Source organism: Paraburkholderia sp. Cy-641, from assembly GCF_011752945.1.
Taxonomy (GTDB): Bacteria; Pseudomonadota; Gammaproteobacteria; order Burkholderiales; family Burkholderiaceae; genus Paraburkholderia.
Map to the genome: position 1 here is coordinate 69,725 of NZ_VWWM01000025.1, position 17,856 is coordinate 87,580.

The window sequence follows — 17,856 nt, forward strand, 5'->3', positions numbered from 1 at the left end:
GTGGAGGTGGTTACCACCGTGGCGACTACCGTCATAGAGACTGGAATCACGGCCACGGGCGCTGGGAAGGCGGTCGCGGCGGCCATGGCGGTGGACATCATGGCGGTGGACATGGCGGCGGAGGTCACGGCGGCGGCCATGGACATTGAGCAATGTCCTGGCTAGCGCTAAAGGCCCTCTTTGAACGACTTGACCTCTCGCCCGCTACGGCTTGAGGTATACGCGCCACTCGGGAAACTGCTCGAAGAAGCTTTCGCTCACGGAAACCTGATAGAGCGTGTGCGTCCCCCAAGGTTTCCCGGAGAAAAAACCGTACGCCTTGCACTGCGAGGCTTTTTTCTGCCCGCGCCAACCCGTACCCTACCGATACTCATCAATCTCGACAGTCCCGCCCGTCGTCTCCATCATGGTACGGATATTACCCGGCATGTCCGGAACGCGGTCACCCCGCTCATTGACCCAATAACAGAAAAACCGCACAAAACACCCGATAAACCACACCCCCGCATTCACACAGACGAGCACGAAGTCTTCAGTTTTCGCCAACGAGGTCGTTATGACGAGCAGGCAATACCGTCACCGCATCAGGCAAACCCATAATGAATTCCCAAACGACCATCGAAAACGACGAACACACAGAGGCACTCAATCCCGTTACCCGCATAGCGCACACAATCAAAGTGGGGCTTCAATGCCTGATCGGCGCGACCCTCATGGCCACCCTCCTGCTCAAGGGCGCGGCGGAACTCATGCAAACGCTGCAGATTCCCCATGTGTGGGACCAAAAGGCGCTTGAGCAGTCGACGTTTATGGCGCACCTGCTTTCGATCCACACGTTCCAATACATCGGCAAAGCCTTGGGGATTTCGGCCGGGATTGACTTGGGCTACATGCTCTTCACCGAGGGTCCGGATGAAGCCCTCACGCCGTTGATGCTTGGCATCTCCTCGGCGGCATTCTTAACGATTTCCGAGCACCCCGATAACAACTGGACCGTCGGCGTCTATGTGCTCTGCATTCTCGTGCTGATGTTCTGCATGAAAAAGTATGACGACTGGGGCTTGGGGAAAAGCGATGCCCCGAAAAAACTCAAGCGCGCCGCCCCGGCAACCAAGGCAAAGAAATAGTCGGGTTCGTGGGTGACCCTGTGCGCTCGCCGGACTAACAGCGCTCGCCCCATAGATCATCGAGCAGCGGCACCGCCGCTAACGTGAGCAGGACGATCGCAAGCGGCACCGTCGATATGAATCCCAGATGCTTGAAACCCAATGCGCCGGCCACGCCGCCGGCGACGAACGCCAGAAGCAGCGAACCAAGCAGCGCGAGCTTTTGCCGATCCGCCTGGACGCTACCTTCGCCGGCCACCGGTCGCCTGTTCCAGTAGAACATCTTGCCCAGTTCGATTCCGACGTCGGTGACCAGGCCGGTGACGTGAGTGGTGCGAATTTCCGCGCGGGAAATTTTCGTGATCATCGCGTTTTGCAGTCCCATGACGAAGCAAAGCACGCCGACAGTCAGGTGCAGAAAGAGCAGGCGATGATGTTCAAGATTGGCGCCGAGCAGCCCGAAACACAGCAGAAGAACGGCCTCGATCGCGAGCGGCGTCGCGTAAATGCTGCGTAGGCGCCGGCGACGCCCCCAGTTGATCAGGATGGCCGACGCGGCCGCGCCAACGAGAAACGCAAGCAGCGAACCGAGCCCCGAAACGAACAGGCCCGCCTCTCCGAGCACGGCATTATCGGCCAGCGAGGAGACGATCCCGGACATGTGCGAGGTGTACTGGCCAACGGCCAGAAAACCGCCGGCGTTCGCCGCCCCCGCGACAAACGCCAATGATCGGCCGAGGCGGCGATTCGTGGCGTCCGTCCGTTCAGGCGCCGTGAAGCTGCGGAGATAGTTGATGGGCATCCTGGTAACTCGCTTTCATCGCATGGGGTGGACCGACCGAAAGGCGACCGACGGCTGACGATCCTAGCATGCCTCGGCACCGGAACCGCGCCGCACCGTGCCGTGCCGCCGGCTCGCGGCACGGCACACGACATGGACGCGTGAGCACCAGATATGAAAAAGCCCGATCAGCGTGGCAAAGGTATCGCCAAAGCTGCTCGCACCGAGAACGTTCCCGAACCTATTCGCGGACCACGCTGAAAAGCAGAACGGATTCGTCGTGCAATCGCCAGGCGTCCCATTGAAATTAGCGATGTACTTGCATTTCGTGGCGCGAGTTCTTTTTTCGTTATTTATCGCCGCCGCATAAAAAGCCCCAACCACTTCCATTACCATAAACCGCCAACACGCTCGCACACTCAACCGACTACATACAGAACATGAACATGTCTGCGACATCGACCATCGCTATCGGCGTGGCTATCAATCTCGTGCTTCTTGCCGTTGCCTTTTGGGCAGCATCGAACATCGAGAAAAAAAACGCGCGCATCGTGCTCTTTAGCGGCATCGTCATGTTTTTTATCGCTTTCATGACGGGCGCATTCATTCTGCCGGGCTGGACAGAAGCTCAAAAGATCTTCATGACCTCGATGCTCGCGCTCTTCAGCGGCGTCGCCGGCAATTTCATCGCGGCGTCGGTCAACATCTCGTTGCAGGAGAAGATTGCAAGAGAGAAGAAACCGCCCGTGGATCTTTCCGCCGAGTTCCGACGAGCCCAGGTAAAAATCGTGGCCGCGCACAAAGCCGGCTTGGGGCATGCCCCTGCCCCCGCTCCAGCCGTGCACTTCATGATGGAATTGGTCAACGTGCTGGCACTGACCGAAAACGAGTTGAAGATCGTGAAAGAGCGGGCCCGTCACGACAAGGCAACGTGGATCGTGTTTGCCGACGGCGTATTCGTCGAAGCGGCCTGAGCATTCGCCGCTGCGCCCGCCGTCGCACGGCCCCGCGGCGGCCCAACCCGGCGATCCGCGTTCCTCCGTGTTCCCCCTCGTTCCCCCTACCCGCTTCCACTCAAGGCCGGGCTCAACGTCACCCGCCCGGCCCGAGCCCCGCGATCAAGCCGGACGCTGCGGAATATTCAAGCCGCGCGCGACGGCCGGCCGCTCGATAAAAGCAGCGAGCGCGCGCCTCACGTTCGGGAAATGCTGAATGCCGACCAGCTCGCCTGCCTCGTAAAAGCCCACGAGATTACGCACCCACGGGAAGATCGCGATATCGGCGATCGAGTACTGATCGCCCATCACCCATTTGCGTCCTTCGAGGCGCTGTTCGAGCACGCCGAGCAGCCGTTTCGACTCGGCGATGTAGCGATCGCGCGGACGCTTGTCCTCGTATTCCTTGCCGGCGAATTTATGGAAGAAGCCGACCTGACCGAACATCGGGCCGATGCCGCCCATCTGGAACATCACCCACTGAAGCGTTTCGTAGCGGCCGGCCGCGTCCTGCGCGATCAGTTGGCCGCTCTTGTCAGCAAGATAGATCAGGATCGCGCCCGATTCGAACAGCGGCAGCGGCTTGCCGTCGGGGCCGTTCGGATCGAGGATCGCCGGGATCTTGTTGTTCGGGTTCAGCGACAGGAATTCCGGCGTCATCTGATCGTTGGTATCGAAGCGCACCAGATGCGGCTCGTACGCCAAGCCGGTCTCTTCGAGCATGATCGAGACTTTCACGCCGTTCGGCGTCGGCAGTGAATAGAGCTGAATCCGCTCCGGATGCTCGGCGGGCCATTTCTTCGTAATCGGGAAAGCGGACAAATCGGTCATGGGATTGGGTCGCCTCATGCGAGAGAAATTTCAAGACCGGCCAATATAAACCGACACGGCGCAACGCGCGCGGCGACAAAATCTTCGCGGGCGACGCCGTCGCCTTCCGGCTTCGCTACCTCGCTCCCCGGCCTCGCGTCGCCGCCCACACCGGACCGCTCACCATAAATCCTTGGTCGCGGTCCCTGCTCGCACGTTATATCCGTCGCGCCACAAGGCCGCGCCGACCGTCAGCAGCAGCGTCTTTTCGTTGCCGTCGAGCAATTCCCACGCCGCCGCGAGCCAGGCGGCGAAGCTCGCGCAGGCCGCTTCGAGATCGGCCGGTGTCTTGCCTTCCAGGTACTGCCGCTCGAACATCGAAAGCATTTTTTCGGGTGTCATGGGCGCGATCTCCTTGTGGGATGCGCCCAGTCTAAAGGCGACACGCCGCGCACGGAACGTCCGCCATCGACATCGCGGGTTACTCCCAGGCACCGGCACACGCCACGGCGCAAACCGCCGTATCTGCAATACCCGTCACGAGCCGTCCGCTCTCCGTCCGCTTGCCGTCCGCGTTGTGTCGACGCACGGCACCGCCACGTCAAACCAGCACATCAAGGTACGCACCGCATAAAACGCAAAGGCGCCGCCGCCTCGGCGACGCCTTTGCTCCGACGGCAAACCACACCGGGCAAAATTTACGGCTTGTTGCGCTTCGCCTCGTCCTTCGCTTCTTCCTTCGCGTCGCCGTAGGCCTTCTGCACCTTGCCGGCGCCTTGCTGCAGATGGCCCTTCAGCTCTTTGGCAGGGTCGTTCGTCGCCTTGCCGACGGCTTCGTTGATCTTGCCTTTGATCTGTTCGCCTACGCCCTTCACTTGATCCTTGTTCATATGCGACTCCGTTTCCGCGATAAGCCCACATGCCGGCGCGGCATTGCGCCGGTATCGCGGTACAGCAACGGCTATGCCCGAGAACGCCGTCATGCGCGGCGCGGAATCGCGCCGCGCATGCCCGCGATAGCGAAAAATTTCTCATGAGTAGCCTAAAGTCGCGCCGGGCACGGCCGTAACAAAAATCATGGAGGAGCCATGGACAACCTGCTCACGACGCTTTCGGGATCATCGCAAGCCGCGCTGATCGACCAGGACCTCGCGCACATCGCACGCGTCATGCCGGTGTCGTTGCGCGGCGATTTCGGCGGTCCGATTCTGCCCGCCGTTTACTGGCGCAAGCGCCTGCATGCGCTGTTCGACGTCGGCCATCTCTCGCACGCGCAGTTCTGCAAGGTCGACAGCCTGCTGCTGCAACTCGACCGCCTCGAATCGGCGCCGCTGCCCGAATGGGAGCGGTTCGCTCCGGCGGCGGCCGCGCCGTTGCCGCACGAGCACGCGTCAGGTGCGGCGTATTCGGCGCGCTCCAGCGGTTCCTCGCAAACGGGCCGCCCCGTCTGACGCGCTGCGTTCCACGTTCGTCGCTCTACAAGCGCCGCCGCAAAAAAATTGGCCGCGCACACCGTTACGGGTCGCGGCCATAAACACACAGTGCAACGCAGGGAACCGGCGTCACAAGGCAAGCCTACACGCCTAACCGTGACAAGCACATTTCTCCACCGATGAATGTCGCGACGAAGCGAACCCGCGGAGAATTCCTTGAGTATCGGCGGTAAAAATAGGGAAATGGGACAACCTTAGGTCATAATGTCCGCAAATATTCCCAGCAAGGACGCCACGTGACCCTCGCCGCTCCGCTCGACCTGCTCCGGCAGGCGCGCGCCCGCTTCACTCAACGCGAAATCGCCGCCCACGTCGGCAAGGACATCAAAACGGTACGGCGCTGGGAAAAAGGCGAAACGCCTTGTCCCGCGATGCTGGAGCCCGCTTTGCGCGATCTGCTGCAACAGGGCGCGCGCACGGCGAACCACACGAGCGGCGCGGCGCGCTTTCGCTTCATCGATCTGTTCGCCGGCATCGGCGGCATTCGCATGGGCTTCGAGGCGCACGGCGGCGAATGCGTATTCACGAGCGAATGGAACGAGTTCTCGACACGCACCTACTGCGAGAACTACGGCGAACACTATTCCGGCAGCGCGGAGCATGAGCTGATCGGCGACATCGTCGCCTTTCCCGCCGAAGACGTGCCGAACCACGACGTGCTGCTCGGCGGCTTTCCGTGCCAGCCGTTTTCGATCGCCGGCGTCAGCAAGAAAAACGCGCTGGGGCGTCCGCACGGCTTCGAATGCACGACCCAGGGCACGCTCTTTTTCGACGTCGCGCGGATCATCGCGGCGAAGCGCCCCGCCGCGTTCCTGCTCGAAAACGTGAAGAACCTGCTCTCGCACGACAAGGGCCGCACCTTCGACGTGATCCTGCAAACGCTGCGCGACGAACTCGGCTACGAAGTGCATTACCGCGTGATCGACGGCCAGCATTTCACGCCGCAGCATCGCGAGCGCATCATCATCGTCGGCTTTCGCGGCAAGACCGGGTTCTCGTGGGACGACCTGCGCCTGCCCGAGCACGGCCCGCGCCTCGGCTCGATCCTGCATCGCACGGACGGCAGCGAGCCCGTGCTGCCGTGGGACCACGACCGTTTCTTCGACCACGCCGCGCGCCGCGTACAGCCGAAGTACACGCTCACACCGAAGCTATGGGCCTATCTGCAGAACTACGCGGCAAAGCATCGTGCGGCCGGCAACGGCTTCGGCTTCGGCATGGCGTATCCGGATAGCGTCACGCGCACGCTCTCGGCGCGCTATCACAAGGACGGCTCCGAGATCCTCGTCTATCAGGGCGAAGCGCTGCGGCCGCGCCGTCTCACGCCGCGCGAATGCGCGCGCCTGATGGGCTTTCCCGACACCTTCAGGATTCCGGTCAGCGATACGCAGGCCTACCGCCAGTTCGGCAACAGCGTCGTGATGCCGGTGATGCGCGAAGTGGCGCGTATCATGCAGCCGCATCTGCAAACCCTGCTCGCGAGTCCGACCCGCCATGGTTCGAAACAGTCTTGGCCGCTCCATGCGTGAGCGGTCCCGCACGCGAGGCAGCCGGCGCGCCGCGCATGCTTCGCCGGGGCGCTGACGATGGTCGATATCGTCGATAGCGCGACCCGCAGCCGCATGATGTCCGGCATTCGCGGGCGCAACACCAAGCCGGAAATCCTGATCCGCAGCCTGCTGCACCGGCAGGGTTTTCGCTTCCGGCTCGACGCCCGCGATCTGCCGGGCCGGCCCGACATCGTGCTGCCGCGCTATCGCGCGGTCGTGTTCGTGCATGGCTGCTTCTGGCACGGCCACGACTGCCATCTGTTCAAATGGCCGCAGACGCGGCCCGAGTTCTGGCGCGAGAAGATCGGCCGCAATCGCAGCAACGACGAGAAGATGCACGCCGCTTTGCTCGCGAGCGGCTGGCGCGTCGCCGTGGTATGGGAATGCGCTTTGCGCGGCGCGAATCGCGATATCGCGGGCGTGCTCGAACGGCTCGTCGCATGGCTCAAAAGCGACGCGCCGGAGTTCGAAGAACGCGGATGAAAAACAGCGTTAGAACGCGCCAGGACGGCTGAAAAGCGCGCGCTGCCCACGTCTCGTGCGGTAGTCCTGCGGCCGCTGGTGATACACTCGAAAGGCTTGTTCGGAGCGCTTTCGGGGGGCTGTCGAGGGGTTCCCGGAATGCGTATCGGCGTACGTATCGCCCTGCATCCGCAATGCGTGCAGGCGCCTGCGCCGCACGTTGCGCAACACGTCGGCGGGCCGCCCAGGCGCCTTCGTCCGCCGCGCAGGCGCACGCTCCGACGCTCGCAGAACCAATCAACAAGGGAGGCACATCATGGCTGACTTCCGTCTTTGGTCCGACGACTTTCCCACCAACAGCTTCATGCCGAAAGCCCACGAATACGACGACAAGGCATTCGGCGTCGACGGCGAAAACATCTCGCCGTCGCTGCAATGGGAAGCTCCGCCCGCGGACACGCAAAGCTTCGCGCTCACCGTTCACGATCCCGATGCGCCGACCGGCAGCGGCTTCTGGCACTGGGTCGTAGTCAACATTCCGGCCGATGCGCGCGCGCTGCCGCGCAATGCCGGCAAGGCCGACGGCGCGCTGCTGCCGCAAGGTGCGCTGCAGGTGCGCAACGACTACGGAACGGTCGGCTTCGGCGGCGCTGCGCCGCCGCGCGGCGATCGCACGCATCGCTACATCTTCCGGCTGCATGCGCTGAAGGTGCCGCATCTGCCGGTCAGCGCGGACACCACCAACGCGGTGGCGCGCTTCATGACCCACCTGAACGAAATCGACTCGACCACTCACACGGGCCTTTACGAACTCAAATAACGCAGCAGGATGCGGCGCCAGCGTGGGCCGAAGCGGCCTTCACGCCGGGTCGCGCGACTGCGCAGCCGTCCCATCACAACTCGAACAATCGATGCACGCACAATCCTCGCGCAACGACGGCTCCACCCTCGCCGCCTCGCCGGCACAAGGCGCCGAACACCAGGGTCTGCCGATTCCGCAACGCTACTGGGCGATGCTCGTCATCGCGCTCGGGCTCACGCTCGCGGTACTCGACAGCGCAATCGCCAACGTCGCGCTGCCGACCATCGCGCGCAACCTCAATGCCAGCGCCGCCTCGTCGATCTGGGTCGTCAACGCGTACCAGCTCGCGATCACGATCACGCTGCTGCCGTTCTCCTCGCTCGGCGATCGCATCGGCTACCGGCGCATCTATCTGTCCGGGCTGATCGTGTTCACGGTCGCCTCGCTCGGCTGCGCGGTCTCGACCTCGCTGACGACGCTCGCGCTCGCGCGCGTGTTCCAGGGCTTCGGGGCGGCCGGCGTGATGAGCGTGAACACCGCGCTCGTGCGCATGATCTATCCGCCCGCGCAGCTCGGGCGCGGCGTCTCGATCAACGCGGTGGTGGTCGCGGTGTCGTCGGCGATCGGACCGACGGTCGCCTCGGGCGTGCTTGCCGTCGCCTCGTGGCCGTGGCTGTTCGCGATCAACGTGCCGATCGGCGTCGCGGCGATCGTCTGCGCCATCAAGGCACTGCCGCTGAACCGCGGCCACGAATCGCCGTACGACTATCTGAGCGCGGTCATGAACGCATTCGTGTTCGGCCTGCTGATTTTCGCGGTCGATGGCCTCGGTCACGGCGAGCTCTTCGGCTACGTGACGCTCGAAGCGCTCGGCGCACTCGTGATCGGCTACTTCTTCGTGCGCCGTCAGCTCAGGCAGTCCGCGCCGCTCCTGCCGATCGACCTGCTGCGCATCCCGGTGTTCGCGCTGTCGATCGGCACCTCGGTCTGTTCGTTCTGCGCGCAGATGCTCGCGTTCGTGTCGCTGCCGTTCATGCTGCAGGAAACGCTCGGCCTGTCGCAGGTCGAAACCGGTATTTTGATGACACCGTGGCCCGCGATCATCATCATCGCGGCACCCATTGCCGGCGTGCTGTCGGACAAGGTGTCGGCCGGCTGGCTCGGCGGCATCGGGCTCGCCGCGATGACGGCCGGGCTGCTGCTGCTCGCCACGCTCGGCCCGCATCCGGACGCGCTGCAGATCGCCTGGCGCATGGCGCTGTGCGGCGCGGGCTTCGGCATCTTCCAGTCGCCGAACAATCGCACGATGCTGTCTTCGGCGCCGCGCGAGCGCAGCGGCGGCGCGAGCGGCATGCTCGGCACCGCGCGCCTGACCGGACAGACGCTGGGCGCGGCCCTGGTCGCGCTGATCTTCGGCGTCGCGCCGCAGAACGGGCCGATCGTTGCGCTGTATGTCGCCGCGGGTTTTTCGGCAGTAGCCGCGCTCGTGAGCACGATGCGGATCATGCAGAAGGTGACGCAGCCGGATTGAGGTTGCTGCGCGTGTGGTCGCCTAGTCGCGTACTCACGTTCCCGCGGTCGTGCTTGCGTGCCTATACGCGTGTCCATGCGCGTGCACGCAAGCGCATGGACACGCGTAAAAACACACGCGGCCCATAGGCCCACGCAAACGAAGGGCGCGCATCGCACGACGCGATGCGCGCCCTTCCTTCATTGCTCCACGTATTGCTCCAGGTCTCCTGGCGCGCTACCGCGAATCAGACGTGATCGGCATGGGCGCCATCCGCGGCCACCAGCGCGGACGACGCCCCTGCGCTTACGACGACGATGCCGTCACGTCAGCGAGCTTTACCGCTTTGGCCCTCACCGAAGACGCGGTCGCGACGTTGCGCAGATCGTCGAGGAACGTATCGCGCCACACCGACAGGTTGTTCTCGCGCAGCGGCTTCATCATGTCCGCGTGACGCGCCTGGCGCTCGGCGAGCGGCATCGAGAGCGCACGTTCGAGCGCTTCGGCCATCTGCGAGAGATCGAACGGATTGACGACGAGCGCGCCCGGCAACTGCTCGGCCGCGCCCGCGAACTGCGACAGCACGAGCACGCCCGGATCGGCCGGGTCCTGCGAAGCCACGTACTCCTTCGCGACGAGATTCATGCCGTCGCGCAACGGCGTCACGTAGCCGACCTGCGACTGGCGGAACAGCGCCATCAGCAGATTGCGCTCGTATTTGCGGTTCAGATACTGGATCGGCGTCCAGTCGAGCTGCGCGAAACGGCCGTTGATACGGCCCGCCTCGCCCTCCAGCGTCTGCCGGATGCGCTGATAGGTCTGCACGTCGGCGCGGGTCGGCGGCGCGATCTGCACGAGCGAGACGCGGCCATGCCAGCCGGGCGCGTTCAGCAACAGCCGCTCGAATGCCTGGAAACGCTCGACGAGCCCCTTCGAGTAATCGAGCCGGTCGACGCTCATGATCAGCTTGCGGCCGCGCATGCCGTCGCGCAGGCTGCGCACGGGCTTGCGGTCGATGAACTGCTCAGCGGCCCTGGCGATCGCATCGGGATAGATACCGATCGGATAGGCGCCCACCTTGAGGAAGCGATTGAACGCGTGGACCATGCCGTCTTCGCTCGATGTGCCGTGCTGGCCGCGCTCGATGTAGTCGACGAACGACTGGCGGTCGGCTTCGGTCTGGAAGCCGATCACGTCATAGCTGCACATCGCCTTGACGAGTTCGTCGTGCGGCGGAATCGTGCGCAGCACCTCGGGCACCGGAAACGGAATGTGCAGGAAAAAACCGATCGGGTTCTGCACGCCCAGTTCGCGCAGACAGCGCGCGAACGGCAGCAGATGATAGTCGTGGACCCAGATGATGTCGCCCGGTTCGAGCAGCTCCTTGAGCTGCTTCGCGAGCGTCGCGTTGACGCGCTGATAGCCGGCGTACTCCTGGCGGTCGTAGCGCGAGAGATCGTTGCGATAGTGAAAGGTCGGCCACAGCGTCGTATTGGAGAAGCCACGGTAGTACTGATCGTAGTCGCGCTTGGTGAGGCCCACCGTCGCGTAGGTCACGTTGCCCTGTTTTTCGATCACCGGGGCGGACGGCTCGCCCACCGTTTCGCCGCTCCAGCCGAACCAGACGCCGCCGGTCTCCTTCAACGCGTCGAGCACGCCGATGGCCAGCCCGCCCGCCGCGGGCCGCGCCTCCTGGATCGGTGCGACACGATTCGATACCACGATCAATCTGCTCATTGGTACTCCATTGTTTCGTTGTATGCGGATATGTGCCAAAACGGTGCACGCAAGTGGCGTGCCGATTTCCGCGGTATCTCGAAAATAAAAATATATTCAACTGCGTTGGACGAGCAAAAACACGCGACCGCAGACCATCGCGAAGAAGTTTTTTCTGTCTTATATGATGAAACAGGAAGCCTTGTTTACCGGCCCTCGTGCCTGCCCGAAGTGGCCGCCGGGGCTCAAGCGTCCTGCTCCGAGCCGAGGTCGCGCTGGTATTCGAGCCCTTCCTGACGCACCCCGCCCTGATTGTGTTCGCCGTCCGGCGGCGTATGCGGAGCGATCCGGTTCTGCCCGGCCGGGTCCGGCGACACGGCCGGCTCGGCGTTGCCGTCGCCCTGCCGGGGACCGCGCTTCGAGTGCCGCGCGGAACGTCGCAATGCGGGATGTCGCATGATCGATGCCTCCAGGGGAAGCTCGCCGCTGTGGCGGCATTCATACAGTCTAGGGGGCGTGACGGCAAATTGCCGGTAAAAAATGCCTCGGCTTTGTAACAAGTACATCAATTCGCCGCCGCGAACGGGGCGTTTTGCATGATTTAGCCTGTCGCGGCGCGAGGTCCGGTGCGCGGATTGCCGTGACGATGCGGCCAGCGCTTCTGGCGGCGCAAGCGCATCGGCCGCAGTGGACGCGCATTGGCCTGAGGCGCTTGCGTCGGCTGCGGCGGCGGATCGCCGATCGGCGGTGCAAACGGTTCGTCGGGATCGATCGGGTCGGGGCCCGGCGTTGGAAGCGTATCGGGTTCGCCCGGATCGGGCGGCGCAGTGGGCGGCTCGACCGGCTCGGGCCGGTGAGCGCGCTTCGGCAGCGGCGGCTCGGGAGCGGCAACGTCTCGCGGCATGTCGGTGTCCTCGTTTTGCGTTTCGTTGAAACGCAGCAAAGGCTGTGCCGTTTTGCGATGCGCGCGCGGTCGTCTGGGGAGTCAGGTTTGGCGTGCCGGGTTAGCGTGCTGATTCAGACTTATCGAAGCGAAGCACCGGGCGAACCGGCGCCGCTCAACACGACTGGCGCGAACCCGCAGCGTTCTACGCCAATCGCCGCGTCGAATCAGGCGTTCGCGCCGCCCAGCGCGCGCGATTCGTCGGCGGCGTCGCCGTCTTCACGCGCATCGTTGCCATATTCGACAAGGCGGTTGTACAGCGTCTTCAGACTGATGCCGAGAATTTCCGCGGCGCGCGTTTTCACGCCGCCGCATTGTTCGAGCGTCGCCAGGATCAGCTGACGGTCCGCTTCGGCGAGCGACGTGCCGAACGGAATCGTGATCGCGGTGCCGGCCGCGGGCTTCGACAGCGTGATCTGCAACGGCACGGTCGCGGTACTGTCCGAATCGGCGCCCGACATGATGTGCGCACGCTGCACGTAGTTCTTCAGCTCGCGCACGTTGCCGGGCCACGGGTACGACAGCAGCATCTCCTTGACCGCGGCCGGAAAATGCTTCTTCGTGTCATGGCGCTCGTTGAGTTCGTCGAGGAACGCCTGCGCGAGCAGTTCGACATCCTTGCCGCGATCGCGCAGCGGCGGCAGGCTGATCGGAAATACGTTCAGGCGGTGATAGAGATCGAGCCGCAGCTTGCCTTCGAGCACCGCCTGCTCCGGATCGCGGTTGGTGGCCGCGATCAGGCGCACATCGGTTTCGATTTCCCGGGTCGTGCCGACGCGCATGAACATGCCGGTTTCGAGCACGCGCAGCAGCTTCACCTGCAACTCGATCGGCATCTCGGTGATTTCGTCGAGGAACAGCGTGCCGCCGTTCGCGCGCTCGAAATAACCCTTGTGCTGGCGGTCCGCGCCCGTGAACGAGCCGCGCTCGTGGCCGAACATTTCCGATTCGATCAGGTTCGGCGAAATCGCGCCGCAATTGACCGCGAGAAACGCATGCTTGCGCCGCAGGCTCAACTCGTGCAGCGTCTGCGCGGCAACTTCCTTGCCGGTGCCCGATTCGCCGACCAGCATGACCGAGGCCGCCGTCGGCGCGACGCGGCTGATCTGGTCGTAGACCTCCTGCATCGCCGGCGAATTGCCGAGCATCAGACCGAAGCGGCCCATGCGGCGCAACTCGCCACGCAGCGTGCCGATCTCCGCCTTGAGGTCGCCGGCGCGCGGCAGGCGCGAGAGGATCGCCTTCACGCGCTGCATGTTGATCGGCTTCACGAGGTAGTCGGCGGCACCCATTTTCAGCGCGCTGACCGCCGACTCCACGGTCGCGTGACCGGTAATCACGATCACTTCGACGCCGGAGCGCGGATCGAGGTCTTCGAACAGATCGACCCCGCTGCCGTCAGGCAGCTTCAGGTCGGTGAATACGACGTCCGGCATCTGCCGGACCAGTTGAATACGCGCTTCGCGCAAATCGCCCGCGGTGGCGGTGGTCAGGCCGTCTCCCCCCATGATTGCGGAAAGCGCCTCGCGGGTAGCTGCGTCGTCATCGACAATCAGTACATGTGGCATCGCGTCTCGAAAGCCTGCAAGCGTGGGTCAAGAAAGGAGCGAAACATGCGGATCGCATGCCGCCAGGCAGGCCGGCTGCGTGACCCGGAACCGCGCTGGAGTCACACCGAATTCACGTCCGGCCGACCACTGCGAATAAAAGCGCAACAATATCGCGAAAAACCTGCGGAATTGGCGCTTTATTGTTGCCTATTTGCCCATTATACGGCTTTATAGGATTCGTTTAATAACGCCGTCGGGACGCCGCCCAGCAATCCCGCTCAGGCGGCACGCGGCAGGCGCGTGCGGCTCGATCGCGGGTCCGATCACAACTCAGCCGCGCGGAAACGGCCATGCGTCGCCTTCGCCGTGCGCCTGACCCGAACCGTTCGTGCCATTCGTACCGTGCGCGCCCGACGTCACCGCCGCCTCGCTCGCCAGGGCGCGCGGCGTTGCCACCGCGCCGCCCTCGTTTTCCCAGCGGCTCAGGTCGCGAGCGGCGGCAAACTGGTCCGCGCGTCGGTTCTGCACATAGCGAATCGCGAGGAAACCGCCCAGCGCCATCAGTGCGCCGAAGATGCCAATCGTGGGTCGTGCCATGGTGAACTCCTTGGTCGTAGTGGGAAGAGTGCCAGGCATGCGGATGCCGCGAGCCGATGCGCCTTCACGCCACGGCTAACGCGCAACCAGCGCGCCGAGCAGGAAACCGCTGCCCGCCGCGAGCGCGATCGCACGCCATGGGTGGTGGCGCACATAGCGTTCGGTGCGGACGGCCGCCCCGCGATAGCGCCGATGCACGTTGCGCTGCGCATCGCCGAGCGCCGACTGCAGCGTCTCGACATGCGTGCCGAGCCGCTCGCGCAACGCGTCGACGCCCTCGCCCGGCACGTTGCCGGCAAGCCGCAGCATTTCTTCCGAGTCTCTCAGCAGCACCCGTAAATCCTCGACGATCTTCTGGCTGCCGAGTGCAAGTTGTTGCGTCGTGTCGGTCATCGCTCACTCCTTGTCTGGTCTCGTCCGGCTCGGCGTGCGTATGAGCCTCCTGGCATGGATCGCGGCACGCATGCGCCCATCGCCGAACCCGTCGACGGCACCGTTCGCGCGCTTCTCTCCCCTCTTTCGCGTGCCGCCCGAAGCTCTCGCGAGCCGATGAATCCGTCCATGCCGCAAAGCGCATGCCCGGCAAATTTGCCGCTTTAACAGCGCTCGCATGCGGTATTCGGGCAGTTTCGACCGGTTGCGCGCGGCAATATTTCTCGCGCGGCCGCGTCGATTGCCGGAAACCGTACCGAAGTGGTTAAATCGACTTTTGTGGGATAGTGGCTGTACGGTCTATCGCGTCTCAAGGCCTGCGCGCCGCACCACGAACTTCATTTGCACAGGACTCCCCTTCTTTATGGCGTCAATCGATCTGGACTCGCCCACCGTCTCCGCCGGCGGCCATGCTTCGTCACAAGCGAAGCAGCGCGTCGCGGACGGCGTCGCGGGACTGAAATCGTACGGGCTGCTATACGGCTCGTCGCCGGTGATGCTCGATCTCTACGAGCAGATAGAGCGCGTCGCCGATACCGACGCGACCGCGCTGATCATCGGCGAATCGGGCACCGGCAAGGAGCTGATCGCCCGCACGATCCATGAGCGCAGCAGCCGCAAGGACGCCGCGTTCGTCGCCGTGAACTGCGGCGCGATTCCCGATGAACTGATCGAAGCCGAACTGTTCGGCCACGAGAAAGGCAGCTTCACCGGCGCGGTCCAGGGCCGCATCGGCTACTTCGAACACGCGAACGGCGGCACCCTGTTTCTCGACGAGATCACCGAAATGGCGCCGGTGCGCCAGGTCAAACTGCTGCGCGCGCTCGAGACGGGCACGTTCTATCGTGTCGGCGGCAACGAGCTGATTAGCGGCAACGTGCGCGTGATCGCCGCGACCAATCGCGATCCCGCCGTGGCCGTGAAGGAAAACGGCTTGCGCGAAGACCTCATGTACCGGCTCGCGGTTTTTCCGCTGCGCGCGCCGCCGCTGCGCGAGCGCGAAAACGACCGCGAACTGCTCGCGCAGTATTTCCTCGCGCAGCTGAATCAACAGGAAAGCACCGGCAAGAGCTTCAGCAAGCGTTCGATCGAAACGCTGCGCGCCTGGTCGTGGCCGGGCAATGTGCGCGAACTGAAGAACGCCGTGTATCGCGCGTTCATTCTCGCGGAGAAGACGGTCGAGCTGCCGCATCCGCATCTCGCATCGCGGGTCAAGAAAGCGGTCACGCAGGGCGATGCGATGAGCGTGTGGATCGGCACGCCGCTCGCCGATGCGCAAAAGCAGATCATTCTCGGCACGCTCAAGTATTGCGGCGGCGACAAGCGGCGCGCGGCGAAAGCGCTCGGTGTGAGCCTGAAAACGCTGTACAACCGCCTGAGCGCATACGGCGACGAGAACGGCGAAGAGGAGGCCGAGCAGTAGCGAGGCGGTGCGTCGATAACGGGCATCGAATACATGTGCCGACGGCGAATCCGCTGTTCGCGCCGCGATTCATTGCCGGGCACGATGCCCATTCGCACCGGAATGCCGAAGTTCGCGCGTATAGCTTCGCCGCATGGTGCGAGCCGCCTCGCGCGCCGATGAGCGAATCCGCCCAAACGCCAATACGCCAATACAATTCGCCGGCAAACCCCGAAGAAAAAACAGAAAACGCCGTGCCATGCACGATGTTTTGCAATTTCTTGCATTTTCCCACTGCCCATTACAAATATCATCCTGCACAATTCCGCTGCGTATTGGGACGACGGGAACGACAGGAACGACGTGCCGCTCGTTCACATGCTGCCTGGCGCGTGAGCGACGACACCTGTACGAGCAGGGACAAAAGAAATGCAAAAGAACATGGTGTGGGCCGGCAACGCGAAATCCGCTGCCGCGCGCAAGCGCCCTCACGCAACAGCGCTTGTCGCGCTCGCGCTGGCGGTCTCATCGACATTGAGTGGTTGCAGCTCGCTGTACTCGGAAGGCGCGGTGGCGGGCGCCGGTATCGGGGGTGCAGCGGTCGCGGCGAAGGTCACCAGCAATGCGGCGGTCGCGACCGGCATCGGTCTCGGCGCGGTGGCCGCGGCGCGTGCCGGAGTGCAGTACTCGGAGCGCGTGGTCCACAGAAACACCCAGAACAGCATCGCAACCGCGGCAGGGCCGCTCGACGTCGGCGCGGTGGCCCCCTGGAGCATCACGCACTCCTTCCCGATCGAAGACGACGAACACGGCCGCGTGACAGTCAGCCGCCTGATCAGCACCGGTCCGCTCGACTGCAAGGAAATCGTCTTCTCCGTCGATCAGAACGCGACCCAGAATGTGCCCGCGAGCAGTGCGTTTTATATCGCGTCGATCTGCCGTGACGGCAGCAACTGGCGCTGGGCCTCGGCCGAACCGGCTACCGAGCGCTGGGGCTCGCTGCAATGACGAGGCTTTCGCTCAAGGCTGCGAGGCGCCGGCCAGCCTGGTTTGCGCTCCGGCTCCGGTTGCCGTTTCTGGCCGCGCATCCCGTGCGTCAGGTACGTCGTCATGCTTCGCTCGAAGCCACGTCTGATCCAGCCCCTCGCGCTACCGGCACCGCCACGCCCCCAGGCACGCTGACGCTGGCCGGCAACCGCCTGCGCCACATCGCGGCCGGCGTGCTGTGCGTGGCCGCGAGCCTGCTCGCGAGCGGCTGCGGCTCGATCGGCGCGGCAAGCGGTGCTGCGGCGGGTGTCGCGTCGGGGATCGTCACGAGCAATCCGGCCGTCGCGCTCGGCGTCGGCGTCGCCGTGCAGGCCGCGACCGATGAAGTCGTCGCCCGTTATATGCGCAACATGCACCAGGACCAGCAGGACCTGATCGCGGCGCTGGCGGGCGCGATGCCGGTCGGCGAAACGCGGCCGTGGTCGGTCAAGCATACGCTGCCGATCGAGAACGGCCACGGTGAGGTGCGCGTGACGCGCGCCTTCAGTTCGGCGCTCGCGCTCTGCAAGGAGTTCGTGTTCTCGGTGCAGGACGGCGACGGTCCGAACGCGCCGGAAATGTGGTTCACGGCGAGCGCCTGCCATCAGGACAAGGGCTGGAAGTGGGCCTCGGCCGAGCCGGCGGTCGCACGCTGGGGCACGCTGCAATAAGCAGAAACGG

20 protein-coding genes are annotated in these 17,856 nt (G+C 64.1%); 10 read left to right on the plus strand and 10 right to left on the minus strand.

The window, feature by feature from the left end; translation table 11 throughout:
- The first annotated feature begins 599 nt into the window (after window positions 1-599).
- Window positions 600-1,127, plus strand: coding sequence for a hypothetical protein (locus tag F3J20_RS16160; RefSeq protein ID WP_167283882.1), 528 nt, complete (start codon window positions 600-602; stop codon window positions 1,125-1,127).
- A 34-nt stretch (window positions 1,128-1,161) separates the two neighbouring features.
- On the opposite strand, the gene F3J20_RS16165 is transcribed toward F3J20_RS16160, so the two are convergent.
- Window positions 1,162-1,908, minus strand: a complete 747-nt coding sequence (locus F3J20_RS16165) for a YoaK family protein (protein WP_167036895.1) — start codon at window positions 1,906-1,908, stop codon at window positions 1,162-1,164.
- Between the two features lie 425 nt (window positions 1,909-2,333).
- Here F3J20_RS16165 and F3J20_RS16170 point away from each other — a divergent pair, with 425 nt between their 5' ends.
- A complete protein-coding gene (locus tag F3J20_RS16170) occupies window positions 2,334-2,861 on the plus strand; it encodes a hypothetical protein (protein ID WP_167036892.1) in 528 nt (175 codons plus the stop codon).
- Window positions 2,862-3,005: 144 nt separating this feature from the next.
- Here the strand turns inward: F3J20_RS16170 and F3J20_RS16175 are convergent, their stop codons facing one another.
- From F3J20_RS16175 to F3J20_RS16185, 3 genes are all read right to left on the minus strand, one after another.
- A complete protein-coding gene (locus F3J20_RS16175; protein WP_167036889.1) occupies window positions 3,006-3,713 on the minus strand; it encodes a glutathione binding-like protein in 708 nt (235 codons plus the stop codon).
- A gap of 159 nt (window positions 3,714-3,872) precedes the next feature.
- Entirely contained in the window at window positions 3,873-4,094 is a 222-nt protein-coding gene (locus F3J20_RS16180; RefSeq protein ID WP_167036886.1) for a hypothetical protein, read from the minus strand.
- A 296-nt stretch (window positions 4,095-4,390) separates the two neighbouring features.
- Window positions 4,391-4,582 carry a CsbD family protein gene (locus tag F3J20_RS16185; RefSeq protein WP_167036883.1) on the minus strand — a complete coding sequence of 64 codons (192 nt, stop codon included), beginning with the start codon at window positions 4,580-4,582 and terminating at the stop codon, window positions 4,391-4,393.
- 198 nt (window positions 4,583-4,780) lie between these two features.
- Between F3J20_RS16185 and F3J20_RS16190 the strand changes: the two genes are divergently transcribed.
- From F3J20_RS16190 to F3J20_RS16210, 5 genes are all read left to right on the plus strand, one after another.
- Window positions 4,781-5,143 carry a hypothetical protein gene (locus F3J20_RS16190; protein ID WP_167036880.1) on the plus strand — a complete coding sequence of 121 codons (363 nt, stop codon included), beginning with the start codon at window positions 4,781-4,783 and terminating at the stop codon, window positions 5,141-5,143.
- Window positions 5,144-5,421: 278 nt separating this feature from the next.
- On the plus strand, window positions 5,422-6,714 hold the full coding sequence (dcm, locus tag F3J20_RS16195) for a DNA (cytosine-5-)-methyltransferase (protein WP_167036877.1): 1,293 nt from the start codon (window positions 5,422-5,424) through the stop codon (window positions 6,712-6,714).
- A gap of 57 nt (window positions 6,715-6,771) precedes the next feature.
- On the plus strand, window positions 6,772-7,218 hold the full coding sequence (gene vsr / locus F3J20_RS16200; protein WP_167283883.1) for a DNA mismatch endonuclease Vsr: 447 nt from the start codon (window positions 6,772-6,774) through the stop codon (window positions 7,216-7,218).
- Between the two features lie 295 nt (window positions 7,219-7,513).
- A complete protein-coding gene (locus F3J20_RS16205) occupies window positions 7,514-8,017 on the plus strand; it encodes a YbhB/YbcL family Raf kinase inhibitor-like protein (RefSeq protein WP_167283884.1) in 504 nt (167 codons plus the stop codon).
- A gap of 91 nt (window positions 8,018-8,108) precedes the next feature.
- A complete protein-coding gene (locus F3J20_RS16210) occupies window positions 8,109-9,530 on the plus strand; it encodes an MFS transporter (RefSeq protein WP_167036869.1) in 1,422 nt (473 codons plus the stop codon).
- Between the two features lie 285 nt (window positions 9,531-9,815).
- On the opposite strand, the gene otsA is transcribed toward F3J20_RS16210, so the two are convergent.
- The 6 genes from otsA to F3J20_RS16240 all read right to left on the minus strand — a co-directional run bounded on the left by otsA (window position 9,816) and on the right by F3J20_RS16240 (window position 14,708).
- A complete protein-coding gene (gene otsA / locus F3J20_RS16215) occupies window positions 9,816-11,246 on the minus strand; it encodes an alpha,alpha-trehalose-phosphate synthase (UDP-forming) (RefSeq protein ID WP_167036866.1) in 1,431 nt (476 codons plus the stop codon).
- A 224-nt stretch (window positions 11,247-11,470) separates the two neighbouring features.
- Window positions 11,471-11,683: a hypothetical protein gene (locus F3J20_RS16220; RefSeq protein WP_167283885.1), complete on the minus strand. Its 213-nt coding sequence runs from the start codon at window positions 11,681-11,683 to the stop codon at window positions 11,471-11,473.
- 143 nt (window positions 11,684-11,826) lie between these two features.
- Window positions 11,827-12,129, minus strand: coding sequence for a hypothetical protein (locus F3J20_RS16225; RefSeq protein ID WP_167036861.1), 303 nt, complete (start codon window positions 12,127-12,129; stop codon window positions 11,827-11,829).
- Window positions 12,130-12,335: 206 nt separating this feature from the next.
- Complete coding sequence (locus F3J20_RS16230) at window positions 12,336-13,736, minus strand: sigma-54 dependent transcriptional regulator (RefSeq protein ID WP_167036858.1); 1,401 nt, start codon at window positions 13,734-13,736, stop codon at window positions 12,336-12,338.
- A gap of 312 nt (window positions 13,737-14,048) precedes the next feature.
- Window positions 14,049-14,315, minus strand: a complete 267-nt coding sequence (locus tag F3J20_RS16235; RefSeq protein ID WP_167283886.1) for a hypothetical protein — start codon at window positions 14,313-14,315, stop codon at window positions 14,049-14,051.
- Between the two features lie 75 nt (window positions 14,316-14,390).
- The gene (locus F3J20_RS16240) at window positions 14,391-14,708 is read right to left on the minus strand and encodes a DUF883 family protein (RefSeq protein WP_167036852.1); all 318 of its coding nucleotides are present in this window, start codon (window positions 14,706-14,708) and stop codon (window positions 14,391-14,393) included.
- A gap of 403 nt (window positions 14,709-15,111) precedes the next feature.
- Between F3J20_RS16240 and F3J20_RS16245 the strand changes: the two genes are divergently transcribed.
- The 3 genes from F3J20_RS16245 to F3J20_RS16255 all read left to right on the plus strand — a co-directional run bounded on the left by F3J20_RS16245 (window position 15,112) and on the right by F3J20_RS16255 (window position 17,846).
- Window positions 15,112-16,170 carry a sigma-54 dependent transcriptional regulator gene (locus tag F3J20_RS16245; protein ID WP_167036849.1) on the plus strand — a complete coding sequence of 353 codons (1,059 nt, stop codon included), beginning with the start codon at window positions 15,112-15,114 and terminating at the stop codon, window positions 16,168-16,170.
- A gap of 408 nt (window positions 16,171-16,578) precedes the next feature.
- The gene (locus F3J20_RS16250) at window positions 16,579-17,157 is read left to right on the plus strand and encodes a hypothetical protein (RefSeq protein ID WP_167036846.1); all 579 of its coding nucleotides are present in this window, start codon (window positions 16,579-16,581) and stop codon (window positions 17,155-17,157) included.
- 170 nt (window positions 17,158-17,327) lie between these two features.
- The gene (locus tag F3J20_RS16255; protein ID WP_167036970.1) at window positions 17,328-17,846 is read left to right on the plus strand and encodes a hypothetical protein; all 519 of its coding nucleotides are present in this window, start codon (window positions 17,328-17,330) and stop codon (window positions 17,844-17,846) included.
- Window positions 17,847-17,856: the final 10 nt, after the last annotated feature.

What these genes read in the sequence shown, in the direction of transcription:
- F3J20_RS16160 (WP_167283882.1), top strand. Translation starts at nt 600, where the DNA reads ATGAATTCCCAAACGACCATCGAAAACGACGAACACACAGAGGCACTC.
- F3J20_RS16165 (WP_167036895.1), bottom strand. Translation starts at nt 1,908, where the DNA reads ATGCCCATCAACTATCTCCGCAGCTTCACGGCGCCTGAACGGACGGAC.
- F3J20_RS16170 (WP_167036892.1), top strand. Translation starts at nt 2,334, where the DNA reads ATGTCTGCGACATCGACCATCGCTATCGGCGTGGCTATCAATCTCGTG.
- F3J20_RS16175 (WP_167036889.1), bottom strand. Translation starts at nt 3,713, where the DNA reads ATGACCGATTTGTCCGCTTTCCCGATTACGAAGAAATGGCCCGCCGAG.
- F3J20_RS16180 (WP_167036886.1), bottom strand. Translation starts at nt 4,094, where the DNA reads ATGACACCCGAAAAAATGCTTTCGATGTTCGAGCGGCAGTACCTGGAA.
- F3J20_RS16185 (WP_167036883.1), bottom strand. Translation starts at nt 4,582, where the DNA reads ATGAACAAGGATCAAGTGAAGGGCGTAGGCGAACAGATCAAAGGCAAG.
- F3J20_RS16190 (WP_167036880.1), top strand. Translation starts at nt 4,781, where the DNA reads ATGGACAACCTGCTCACGACGCTTTCGGGATCATCGCAAGCCGCGCTG.
- vsr (WP_167283883.1), top strand. Translation starts at nt 6,772, where the DNA reads ATGGTCGATATCGTCGATAGCGCGACCCGCAGCCGCATGATGTCCGGC.
- F3J20_RS16205 (WP_167283884.1), top strand. Translation starts at nt 7,514, where the DNA reads ATGGCTGACTTCCGTCTTTGGTCCGACGACTTTCCCACCAACAGCTTC.
- F3J20_RS16210 (WP_167036869.1), top strand. Translation starts at nt 8,109, where the DNA reads ATGCACGCACAATCCTCGCGCAACGACGGCTCCACCCTCGCCGCCTCG.
- otsA (WP_167036866.1), bottom strand. Translation starts at nt 11,246, where the DNA reads ATGAGCAGATTGATCGTGGTATCGAATCGTGTCGCACCGATCCAGGAG.
- F3J20_RS16220 (WP_167283885.1), bottom strand. Translation starts at nt 11,683, where the DNA reads ATGCGACATCCCGCATTGCGACGTTCCGCGCGGCACTCGAAGCGCGGT.
- F3J20_RS16225 (WP_167036861.1), bottom strand. Translation starts at nt 12,129, where the DNA reads ATGCCGCGAGACGTTGCCGCTCCCGAGCCGCCGCTGCCGAAGCGCGCT.
- F3J20_RS16230 (WP_167036858.1), bottom strand. Translation starts at nt 13,736, where the DNA reads ATGCCACATGTACTGATTGTCGATGACGACGCAGCTACCCGCGAGGCG.
- F3J20_RS16235 (WP_167283886.1), bottom strand. Translation starts at nt 14,315, where the DNA reads ATGGCACGACCCACGATTGGCATCTTCGGCGCACTGATGGCGCTGGGC.
- F3J20_RS16240 (WP_167036852.1), bottom strand. Translation starts at nt 14,708, where the DNA reads ATGACCGACACGACGCAACAACTTGCACTCGGCAGCCAGAAGATCGTC.
- F3J20_RS16245 (WP_167036849.1), top strand. Translation starts at nt 15,112, where the DNA reads ATGGCGTCAATCGATCTGGACTCGCCCACCGTCTCCGCCGGCGGCCAT.
- F3J20_RS16250 (WP_167036846.1), top strand. Translation starts at nt 16,579, where the DNA reads ATGCAAAAGAACATGGTGTGGGCCGGCAACGCGAAATCCGCTGCCGCG.